This is a genomic window from Flavihumibacter cheonanensis, assembly GCF_022352215.1.
Classification (GTDB): domain Bacteria; phylum Bacteroidota; class Bacteroidia; order Chitinophagales; family Chitinophagaceae; genus Flavihumibacter; species Flavihumibacter cheonanensis.
On record NZ_JAKRWF010000155.1, the window covers coordinates 1 to 284 of the forward strand.

At 77.1% G+C, this 284-nt stretch carries 1 protein-coding gene; it reads right to left on the minus strand.

Translation table 11 applies throughout. From position 1 onward, the window contains the following. The coding region (locus tag MD536_RS21510) for a HEAT repeat domain-containing protein (RefSeq protein WP_239603838.1) at positions 1-284 on the minus strand (284 nt) is incomplete at both ends.

Below are 284 nucleotides of genomic sequence, written 5' to 3' on the forward strand. Positions count from 1 at the left end.
GGTCGCGGTCTCCAGGGCGGGCACGGCCAGGGTGTCACCCAGCACGCCGAGGGCGAAGCAGGCCTCGGTGCGCACGGTCAGGCTGCGATCGGCCAGCCGCTCCAGCAGCCGCGGGGTGATGTCGTCGCGACCGATCAGGCCCGCGGCGCGCACCGCCGCCAGCCGCACGTGGGCGTCGGCGGCCTCCAGCATGGTGGTCAGGGAGTCGAGGGGCGCCAGCCGGGCATCCTGCCAGCGGGCGATGGCCCGCAGCCGGGCTGGGCGCTGCTCGGCGTCCGGTGTGC